The organism is Rouxiella silvae, from assembly GCF_002093625.1.
Classification (GTDB): domain Bacteria; phylum Pseudomonadota; class Gammaproteobacteria; order Enterobacterales; family Enterobacteriaceae; genus Rouxiella; species Rouxiella silvae.
Genome location: NZ_MRWD01000100.1, coordinates 1 through 9,100, shown reverse-complemented (window position 1 = coordinate 9,100; position 9,100 = coordinate 1). Strand labels below are relative to the sequence as shown.

The window sequence follows — 9,100 nt, the reverse complement described above, 5'->3', positions numbered from 1 at the left end:
GTCCTAATATTTATGCCGATTACGTCTCTGCTGAATCATAAATATAAGTGGTTGGATGTAGGGGTTGATATGGCTTCATTGATATATTATGTGCCAGTAGTGACGTTGGAAGTTGTTATTTTTTATTTTATGCGGCTTTACTATGGTGAGGTTAGAATGATTAAAACTCAGTTACTTCAAATTGATCATCGCTTAAGTCTTTGTGAGTTCATTCATGACTATGTTGAAAAAAGAAAAGACAGTCCTGAAGAAAAAGATTCATGGAAGGCTTTTGAAAATCTAATATTTAGTCCAATACAGTTAAGTGCTGATAATATCCCCTCCGTTCTTGATGGGGCTAATGCCATTGCCGATTTAGCAGGTAAAGTTATTCCAAAAAAAGGATGATTTTCAGACAGTCCTAGCTAATTAGTGGGGCTTGTTTATTGAAAGTGCAATTAAATTCTGGGAAATTTTTTTCTCACCTGTTTAATTTGCGCCTCAGATCCAACCCCTTCGCTACCATAAACGCTGCCTGTAGTTCTGTGCACTGATGTGTATTCATCAGTCGGCGGCGTTCGGCTTTTTCTTCTTTCTCTGTCATCCCAAGCGCCAGATACAGACTCGGCGGAACCACGCGGAAAAGGGCTTCAATTTTCTTGGCCAGCACCACGCCCTCTGTGTAGCAACCAGAAAGTTTGCTGGCCGATTCGAGTACTTTCTTCTGTTCGTCGGAAAGCGTTTTGAAACGTGAGATCTCCTCGACTTCTTTTTTCGGCATGGTGAGGCATATCCACCATTCCGCCATGTTTAACATCTTGGCTGCAGCATCGGGATAATCTTCGAGGTTTTGCGTGGCCAGCCACAGCCAGGCTCCAAGTTTGCGCCACATCTTCACGACTTTGGTCATATACGGTGCGAGAAGGGGATTGATCGTGACGATATGTGCCTCATCAACTGTAAAGATAATCTCTCGGCCAAGATACTGATCTCGCTCGGCAATATTGTTAATAGTATTGGTCAGTGAGACCATAGTCAGTGCCATCTGCGCTTCGTAGCCCTCGCGTGCAAGGTGACCGAGATCGATAAGGGTGACGTCTGCCTCCGGCCACAAGGTGCCAACTCGGTCAAACAACTGGGCTTCAAAGCTGCCCGGTTGAGTAAACATTCCAAGAGCTTGCGCCATCTCTGCCGCTTTACCACGGCGCTCTGTATTACGAGTTTCGTCAGAAGTATCTTTCGCTAAATGATAAAGCGCTGTCTGTAAATCGGACGGTAGCATCTGGCGAGTTTCAGCATAGCTGCTCTTGGCGGCTATCAAGAGAGCCTCACGGATCATTGCGCGGTCGGCGCGTTTCAACTCTCGTTCCTCAGCTTGGTCTCCTCCGGTTATCATCAACCGTGCGGATATCTCCATTTCACCCAGAATATCTCGCTGCTCGTTTTCACTTTCTTCGTCAATATCGGGCAGTTCATCTGCATTGATTACGAGAAGGGAAGCGTCGATAGCTAATATTTTATGTGCATCTGCAAAGGGGGGAAGGGTGACATTTCCGCCGGGCTTGATGCTGACGATATGAGTCGTCAGGCCGAGACTTTCAAAGTACTGAGCCAACAATCCGAAACTGTTACCGGCTTCGGCGATAAACAATCTTGGTCGGTGAATTGCCATGACCTGTGCCAGAGCGGAACACAGCGTCGCAGACTTCCCTGATCCGGTAGGACCGAAGAGCAGGAGGTGGGCATTCTGCGAGCGGTCCGATTTGTTGAGAGGGTCAAACGAAAGCGTATCACCGCCTCGGTTAAAAAAGCTGATGCCTGGATGACGAGTACCTGTTTCGCGACCGGTGATCGGTAGAAGGCAGGCCAAATGCTGGACCCAACTGAGTCGGGTATACCAATTTTTTTTATCCAAGTGAGGATTAAAGCACATGGGTAATGCCCGCAAATAACTATTGAGCGGTGCGACATCGAATTCCGGCCTGACGGGTTGCATGCCAGCGCCGAGTAGAATGGTGTTCAGCTCGAGTCGTATGTGGTTGAGGGCTTCAGGTGTCTCGGCACGAAGAAGAAAGGTGATCCCTGCGCGGTAAAGCTTATGGCGATTACCCAAAAATTCACTGACACTGCTGACATCCTGCCTTACACGTAGCGATTCGGTATTTTCGCCAACCGCGTTTTTCGCCAACCGAGCGAAATCAGATTCCAAAGTATCCTGTGGCTGAACGACAATAGTCATGCAAAGCATTGTTCCTTCAGGAAACATATCCATCAGAGCATTTATCTTCTTTTCACCTCTTTTCTGCTCGCCGGTGATCTGACCGGGCTCAGGTGGTCGACGCAATTTCTCAACCGTAAGTGCGCCGTGAATCTGGTTATCAAACCACCATACACCGGCATTATGGTCTGAACGTGGCGGTTCAAACCAAAGTGTCTCTGTGAAATCGTTGGTGATCTGAATTGAGCCATCAGGGGTTTTTCTGGAATCAAAATAGCGCGCGTCTCGGTATAGCGAGGTTTTGTCTATCCACTGCGGTGAAGGATTAAAATGGCGAAGTAACCAGTCGTGGACCTGTGCACCATTTTGACGGTTGCAAACAATCCCTGCGACGTTCAGGGCGCTGCTAATACGTTCGCAAACCTGATTCAGTATTGTGATTGGCGGCGTCTTGCTAAGCCCTTGAGGCCCTAACCAACGATAAATCACCATGCGGGTTCGGCGTTGCTGTCCCCGCCAAGGCTGTCCGGTGATGAGCGTATCCTGAAATATCCCTTGAGGTCGCGCGATGCCGCGCAGGTGTTTCTCGGTTTCCAATAACCAGGCATCGGTATATGTCGTTCCCTGTGCATGAGGCTTAGCGTATTGCCTTAATTGAGCAATATGGGCATCAACATCGTCTTCGTCCTGACAGAAGAATTGCACCACCCAAGGATTGTTGTCATGTTCGTCGAAGCTGTCCTGTAATGCGTCTTCGACGGCATCGCGTATCTGCTCGAGACGCTCCTCAGAGCGCCCCTCTGAAGCTACGGGAGTGACAGCGTAAACTGCACCGACCGACACTCCATCATCAAGCAGTAAGCATTGATCAGCATCAAGAAACTCAACCCAAGGCAAAAAATCGATTATTGACGGATTAGCATGATAGATTTTTTCTTCAGCATTTTTATCCAGCTTACCTGGACGTTTTAGTGCCTTCCTGCCTGCAACATTGAGGGTAAGATTGCTGTCGTCTGCCGGTTCATTACTCTGTGGCGGCGACCTTCTAAAGAGAGGAAATAGCGCCATTAAAGCTCTCCTGTGCGTTCACCGGGCAAAGCGTAGTGGGTCTGTTTATAGAAAGAAAAAACTGTGCTGTAGCCTGGCACCGGCGTATTGCCCTGAACCAAATGAGGGTAGACATACATCACCATGTCAGGGTTAGGCAGACGAGGGAACTGCTGGCTGATTTCATTGTACTGACTTCGTGAATAACCGATCTTGGCGTCTTGATTGTGCTGCTGTTCCAGAGTATTTAATGAACGACGGAGCGGATTAAGTGACATTACCTTGCCGTTTTGTTGTTGGTTGTTCCAAAGTTCCAGCATTGTATTTTCACCCGACGGGAGAAGTTGTTCTTTTGACGTAGAGCATCCTGCAAACATGATTAAAACGGGTAACGCGAACATGATTCTCATGATCTCTCGGCTCCTTAATCCAGCTCATCCGCATTTTTGCTATCGTTCGGCATTGAAAAGTCGTAACGAACCTTTCTACCGCTAACCTCATAATCGATACGCAACTGCCGGGTTATATGTAAAGCTAAACGTGCCCCCGGAGGCACGTAGATGGCATCAAACATTTGCCCGTAACGCTGTTTCACCCAGTCATTGGTTTCACTCATCCCACCTGCGATAGCCTTACCTATTGCGGCTTTGCCCGCATCGCCAGTCAACGATGAAGTCGTGCCGCCATTCCCGTTGGATTGGCTAGTCTGCTGACTCTCATTCATGGTCTGGCCCGCGGCGGCGGCGGCCGATAACGCAAATAAGGTAGGAAGATAAGTTGAGGCGTTTGATTTGCGCGTCCCGCTGATGCAAGGGATCCCATTCTCGTCCGAGATCCAGCCAATGCCCCCGCCAGTGCCAATATCGCTTTTATTGCTGGCCGTATTGCTATTTCCACTGGCCAACTCTGCGGGCTGGGGAAGAGTTCGAACAGTGCCATTGGAAAAGACGAAGGTGATTGTGTTTATCTGTCCACGCACGCAGGAGAGTGTCCAGTCACCGCTTGCGGTGCCTGATACGACAGCGCCCTCAATTTCACCCAGCGCTATTCCATTGGCAGTAAGGTTATCTTTGCCAATGAGGACTTTGAACGGGTAAGGATCGAGCACGGTGCCATTAATGGGAACACGACCAAGCAAGGCCGTCATTGCCCGGCTGCCAATCAGTGTTGAGTTCTCTGGCAGGGTAAATACCGGAGCCTCGCTGGATTGACTGCCTGAGTTGATATCAGAGGTATGTCTTTTAACCTGCAACTCGTAAGCTGACTTCTGACGCGTTAACGGATTATCTTCAAGAAAAGATACGGGGAAGGAAGGGGCGTCTTTGCTTTGCCCAGGTATAGTGTTGGGCTGATCGGCTGGGCTAATCCATGTCACGTTATTTTGTTCGGAAGCGATAGCGTCATTAAAACTATCCAGCCCCAAGCCCAATGGGATATCACTTTCTTTTCCCTGAGGCCCCGCGCCGTTTTTATCAAATTGGCTCAGTAGTGACTGCAATTTATCTTTTAAGCTTTGCTGCTCGTTTTGCAACAGCTGCTGGCGTTCGTCATACTTCACCTGCAGTTCTGTCAACGCTTCATTGACCTGACTGGAAACATCTTTCTCCCCGTTCAAATCACTACGATTTTGTTTTCTAAGCTCCTCATTTTCTTTTCTTAACTGTTTTTGCTCATCGCGAACCTTATTTAATGCACCTATCAGCGTATGCAAGGTGTCCTCTGGGGTATCGCCTAAAATCCCAAGCGAGTTAAGTTCGTCTGGGGAAAGGTTAGCCAAAGAGCTCGCGAGCGGATTTTCGCTTTTTGCTTTAGGGGCCTCGGGTTGGCTGCAACTTTTTACACCAATAATAATGGCGCACAGCAGCATTGCAGGCACGAGCAGTTTAACTAAAGTGTTCGATCTCACCTTCATTCAGTTTTCCTGACTTCAGTGGTCGTGATTATGGGCTCGGGAATAAGGGCCTGCTCTGGGCGGCCGGGAACAATCAGATAAAGCATTGTTGTGTCTTCGGGCGTCCCGGACGATCCCAGCCAACGGTGTTGGAAAGTGGCCGAAATAAAATGCCCTTCGAGTTCGCGCGGATCGAGCAAGAGTTTTTCTTTAACCTGATTGCGGAGCTTGAGGGCCAAAACGGTCATGTTGCTGAGGCTCCAGCTGGCCATCGGCGACACTTCAACAGCTTTTGAAGGGTAGAGGGGGGTCATACGCGGCGGTAATTTTACAGAGACCTGCCGAATACCGTTCACGCCCTCAACAGTTCGTAATGGACCATATAAGTTCTGTGCAGCATACCGAGTAAGAATTACTGCTACAGGAGCGTCATAGCGAACTTGTTTGGCTGAGTCGAACTCATCTCCGGTGTTGACATCTGAGGGGGGAGTGCGGCTGGTGGCTGAGGAATCGTTTCGATAAACCAACCGTATAGGCTCATCTGTTCCGCTGCTTTTCGCGTCGACGTCAAACAGAATAATTTCTCCATTTTCGACATCCTGAAGCTGTAATCTGGTGGGTGGAAAAGCGTCCTCAGCTTTAAGATAGACTGCTCCGCCAGTGCTTTGCACCCGTAGCTTTCCATTAAGTGCCTGAGGCAAACCGACACGCATATTTTTATCGACAAAGATGATCCTCTCCACGCCTATTTTCAGCGGTATTTGAAGCGGAATGCGCTCCCATTTTAGTAGTTCTTCCGCCTGTACTGTTGTAAATGGGTTTATGGCAAGGCACAGCCCCAGTAATTTTGAACGGGTGGTGCGCGAGTGATGTTTCACTGAAACATTCCTTTGCCTTTGGCATCTTCGGATGGTGTAGCTGCTTCTAACCGTTGTGGAATACCTTCATAGCAGTCGAGTGCGAGTCCAAATGGGTTACGTTCGGCATCGCCATCCCAGCGCACCACCTTTAACGGAAAGCGAACTAAAGCGCGTTTTACAGGCTCAGACTGGAAATATTCATCGACTACTGCATCAAGTCGGATCACCCAGCTGTCGCGATTCATAATTGCGACACTCTTGCTGTTATAGCCTCTACCTGGTACTTCGTAGATCATGCGAACTCTGTTAAGCAACTCGCCGCTGTCGGCGCGTTTTCTTAGGTCTGCTTTTAGAAATATCAGACAAGACGGGGTGAGATAGGGAGTCAGCGCTGCGATTTTTGCAGGATAATCGACATCACCATTTTTAGGCCATGCATTAAGTTGCTGGAAGATGTAAAGCGCGAAGGTGTAAGCCGTTGGCGCAGGAACTTCCCACCACGGCCGACTGCTGCCAGTACGCAGATCCGGAGGGTTATAAACAACAATACGGCTTGGCGCGGTTATCCATCCGCCAACAGCTATCAGCAAAATAATCACCAATACTCCACAGCTCATTCTCAGAGAGAAGATATGCTGATCGCGATTTTTCAGCGCGTGCCTAAAGCGGCTCATCTCCCAAACCTTGGGTTAGTCTTTAAGCCTTTGGGACTTCGTTTCATCGACCATCGCTGAGATACGGTAATAAGAGACAAATTGCCTAATCCAAACTGATGCCTTTTGATCGCTAGTCTTTGCCAAATATAATTCTCAGGCTTACCTCTCTTGAGACGTGCAAGCCATCGGCCGCAGAAGGCAATGAGGATTAATGGTGTAAGCAACATTCCGGTCGGAACTATTACCCACCCTATTAGTGTTATCAGCGGAAATGACCAGATGAGGCCAATACCGATGCCAATTAAGCCTGCCAATCCCATTTCAGGCGTTGTGAAGCCGCGAAATACAACGGGGTCAGCATTGAGCCGGTCGGGTAAGAAGCGGATAGTTTTCATCTTTTCCCTGCTAATTACAGAATGATTGAGGCTGATTTGCCAACCAGCCAGATCACTGTCACCAGTAAAACCACACCGACAACGATGATTGCGCCAAATTTGCTCCAGGTTGCTTTCTCGTTGCGAACTTCTGAAAACGTTTGAATGGCCGCGAGGGCAACATTGATAAAAGCGACAGCCGCGGCGATGAGTCCGCCCAATACGATTGCATCTTGTAGATAACCCTTAATTTGCCCCATCAAACCTGCACCGCCGCCGCTGGCTGGTGGTTCAACGGTGGGAAGATCGGCCAATGCAGGTTTGCAGGTGAGCCACAACCAAAGAACGGCGACACTCGCGCCACGAAGAAAATTTTGAATGGGCACCGAAATAGGCGTTGAGCGGATTTTTATTAAGATCATCACTGGCTCTTTTTAAAATGTGAGGGGGGTAACTAGCTGGCGAACATCCAGATAGAGATAATGAGGAGCAATATGGCCCTTATGACAAAACGGCCCATCGTAGTATGCCGAACCTTTTCATTCGCCCATCCGCTCCAGACATCCGACATCGCCCAGGGTGCCCAAAGAAATAGAACAGCCAAAAAGAACCCCACGCAGCTTAAATACAACACGTTGACGTCAATGTTGCCGGATGCTGCCTTGAATGCTGCAGTTTGAGCAGCGCTCATCGGCATTTGAAGGCGTCCTTACGGTATTGCCCTGAGAGGAGGTGTCCGTCCAATGGTTGAGCTCGAGCGGGTTCTAAATAATTGCCAATACCGAGTTTAATGACGTTAAGATCGTCGCTGGCACTCAGGTAATCGAAGTAATAGCGAGTCTGGTCAGAATCAGCTTGAGCTGACGCGCTTCGTGCCCGTTCGAGGGAGTGCTGGACTTGTTGAATGAGGTTCAGGGTGCTGGCCAGTTCGTCCTTTTCAGACGCTGAGAGAGATTGGCTGGTAGTAAGTATCGCAATCGTTAAGCCTGATAAAAGTAGCAGCTTGGGGAATTGCCGATGGGTAATGAGCATCTTACACGCCTGAAGGTTGGTAACAGAGTGTTGAGGATGGCGTGATTTAAAGGTTAGAGCAGTGATTAACTGTTTATGGTTAGTAGGAAATTAAAGCCGGGCCGTTGGAATTTGGCTTTTAAAGCTAAAATAGCTGACGCGCCTTCGGCTTGCCTGCTGACAGCAGCTTACCAACACGAGTATTGGATGCTGCTATCCAGCCTTGAGAAGGCTAATCGGGAATAGGTTGATGATCATTAGTCTTAATCATGCTGATAATATAATCTTCATTATGTTCAGCTTTCGAGGCTATCAAATATATCTTCCCGTCTAACGAGAATTCTCGGACTGTGTAGTCAGTTTTAGGAACAGCAACTTGGCTGATTCTTCGACCTGCTGCGCTAGAACTTCCCAACTCAGGTCTAACAACCTGCATCACAGTGCTTTTGTTCTCCCAGGGCCATGGCACGGGTCTGGTGTCGTTAATGAAGGGACCATCGATGATTAATGCTTTTTGAGTACTCATATTAATAATCCTGTAGGTGGCAAGATTAAGTTATTCGAAAGGTTTGATTAATGGTTTTATGTTAGAAGAATTGTCACATCGGAAACTTGTGGCCATGAATATGGCCACAAAGAACTATTTAGAATGTCTATAACCCGCGATTTCTATAATCGGGTTTTCAGGTCGTTTAATGTTTTTGATGTTTTTTAGAAAAGCTTCAAACATTTCCTCTTTGGATTCAGTTATTAAACTACCTTTAGGTGTCAGGGCGTTAATTTCGTCGAGTGTGTAAAATGTTCCATCAGGCTTTCTGACACCCTTCTGAAAAGCACCGGTAGGATTGAATGTATTGATATCGTTAAAGACATTAGCATCCGAGCTAATTTTTTTAATGTTAATTTTAGTAGCCATATTCAGTCCTCGAGGCATTCGTTAACGTCATTATTCTCATTATCGCTCAAAAGTTGCTCACTAACAATCAGTGATTTTCGACTTTCAACGTCTACGCGTAGCCATGCTGACAGGGATTTCGAATCACGATACAAGATCTCCTTACTCC

The 9,100-nt window shown here is 47.9% G+C and carries 11 protein-coding genes and 1 pseudogene; 1 reads left to right on the top strand and 11 read right to left on the bottom strand.

Annotated elements, in window-relative coordinates:
* Positions 1-387: pseudogene (locus BS639_RS24095) on the top strand (hypothetical protein); the annotation flags it as partial.
* A gap of 73 nt (positions 388-460) precedes the next feature.
* Here the strand turns inward: BS639_RS24095 and BS639_RS24090 are convergent.
* The 11 genes from BS639_RS24090 to BS639_RS24040 all read right to left on the bottom strand — a co-directional run bounded on the left by BS639_RS24090 (position 461) and on the right by BS639_RS24040 (position 8,952).
* Entirely contained in the window at positions 461-3,265 is a 2,805-nt protein-coding gene (locus tag BS639_RS24090) for a conjugative transfer ATPase (RefSeq protein WP_084984583.1), read from the bottom strand.
* Complete coding sequence (locus BS639_RS24085; protein WP_173882129.1) at positions 3,265-3,654, bottom strand: TIGR03751 family conjugal transfer lipoprotein; 390 nt, start codon at positions 3,652-3,654, stop codon at positions 3,265-3,267. The genes BS639_RS24090 and BS639_RS24085 overlap by 1 nt, the downstream gene beginning before the upstream one ends.
* A gap of 14 nt (positions 3,655-3,668) precedes the next feature.
* A complete protein-coding gene (locus tag BS639_RS24080; protein ID WP_084984581.1) occupies positions 3,669-5,156 on the bottom strand; it encodes a TIGR03752 family integrating conjugative element protein in 1,488 nt (495 codons plus the stop codon).
* Positions 5,153-6,013: a TIGR03749 family integrating conjugative element protein gene (locus tag BS639_RS24075; protein WP_084984580.1), complete on the bottom strand. Its 861-nt coding sequence runs from the start codon at positions 6,011-6,013 to the stop codon at positions 5,153-5,155. Before BS639_RS24075 ends, BS639_RS24080 begins: the two co-directional genes overlap by 4 nt.
* Positions 6,010-6,669 (bottom strand): PFL_4703 family integrating conjugative element protein, encoded by a 660-nt coding sequence (locus tag BS639_RS24070; RefSeq protein WP_084984579.1) that lies wholly within the window; start codon positions 6,667-6,669, stop codon positions 6,010-6,012. Before BS639_RS24070 ends, BS639_RS24075 begins: the two co-directional genes overlap by 4 nt.
* Positions 6,666-7,046 (bottom strand): TIGR03750 family conjugal transfer protein, encoded by a 381-nt coding sequence (locus BS639_RS24065; RefSeq protein ID WP_084984578.1) that lies wholly within the window; start codon positions 7,044-7,046, stop codon positions 6,666-6,668. The genes BS639_RS24070 and BS639_RS24065 overlap by 4 nt, the downstream gene beginning before the upstream one ends.
* 14 nt (positions 7,047-7,060) lie before the next feature.
* Positions 7,061-7,447, bottom strand: coding sequence for a TIGR03745 family integrating conjugative element membrane protein (locus BS639_RS24060; RefSeq protein ID WP_084984577.1), 387 nt, complete (start codon positions 7,445-7,447; stop codon positions 7,061-7,063).
* 32 nt (positions 7,448-7,479) lie between these two features.
* The gene (locus BS639_RS24055) at positions 7,480-7,722 is read right to left on the bottom strand and encodes a TIGR03758 family integrating conjugative element protein (protein ID WP_084984576.1); all 243 of its coding nucleotides are present in this window, start codon (positions 7,720-7,722) and stop codon (positions 7,480-7,482) included.
* On the bottom strand, positions 7,713-8,057 hold the full coding sequence (locus BS639_RS24050; protein ID WP_084984575.1) for an integrative conjugative element protein, RAQPRD family: 345 nt from the start codon (positions 8,055-8,057) through the stop codon (positions 7,713-7,715). The genes BS639_RS24055 and BS639_RS24050 overlap by 10 nt, the downstream gene beginning before the upstream one ends.
* A gap of 211 nt (positions 8,058-8,268) precedes the next feature.
* Entirely contained in the window at positions 8,269-8,562 is a 294-nt protein-coding gene (locus tag BS639_RS24045; RefSeq protein WP_084984574.1) for a hypothetical protein, read from the bottom strand.
* Between the two features lie 114 nt (positions 8,563-8,676).
* Positions 8,677-8,952, bottom strand: a complete 276-nt coding sequence (locus BS639_RS24040; RefSeq protein ID WP_084984573.1) for a hypothetical protein — start codon at positions 8,950-8,952, stop codon at positions 8,677-8,679.
* Positions 8,953-9,100 lie beyond the last annotated feature (148 nt).

Coding starts and splice junctions, on each gene's coding strand:
- BS639_RS24085 (WP_173882129.1), bottom strand. CDS start 3,654: ATGAGAATCATGTTCGCGTTACCCGTTTTAATCATGTTTGCAGGATGC.
- BS639_RS24080 (WP_084984581.1), bottom strand. CDS start 5,156: ATGAAGGTGAGATCGAACACTTTAGTTAAACTGCTCGTGCCTGCAATG.
- BS639_RS24070 (WP_084984579.1), bottom strand. CDS start 6,669: ATGAGCCGCTTTAGGCACGCGCTGAAAAATCGCGATCAGCATATCTTC.
- BS639_RS24040 (WP_084984573.1), bottom strand. CDS start 8,952: ATGGCTACTAAAATTAACATTAAAAAAATTAGCTCGGATGCTAATGTC.
- BS639_RS24055 (WP_084984576.1), bottom strand. CDS start 7,722: ATGCCGATGAGCGCTGCTCAAACTGCAGCATTCAAGGCAGCATCCGGC.
- BS639_RS24050 (WP_084984575.1), bottom strand. CDS start 8,057: ATGCTCATTACCCATCGGCAATTCCCCAAGCTGCTACTTTTATCAGGC.
- BS639_RS24045 (WP_084984574.1), bottom strand. CDS start 8,562: ATGAGTACTCAAAAAGCATTAATCATCGATGGTCCCTTCATTAACGAC.
- BS639_RS24065 (WP_084984578.1), bottom strand. CDS start 7,046: ATGAAAACTATCCGCTTCTTACCCGACCGGCTCAATGCTGACCCCGTT.
- BS639_RS24060 (WP_084984577.1), bottom strand. CDS start 7,447: ATGATCTTAATAAAAATCCGCTCAACGCCTATTTCGGTGCCCATTCAA.
- BS639_RS24090 (WP_084984583.1), bottom strand. CDS start 3,265: ATGGCGCTATTTCCTCTCTTTAGAAGGTCGCCGCCACAGAGTAATGAA.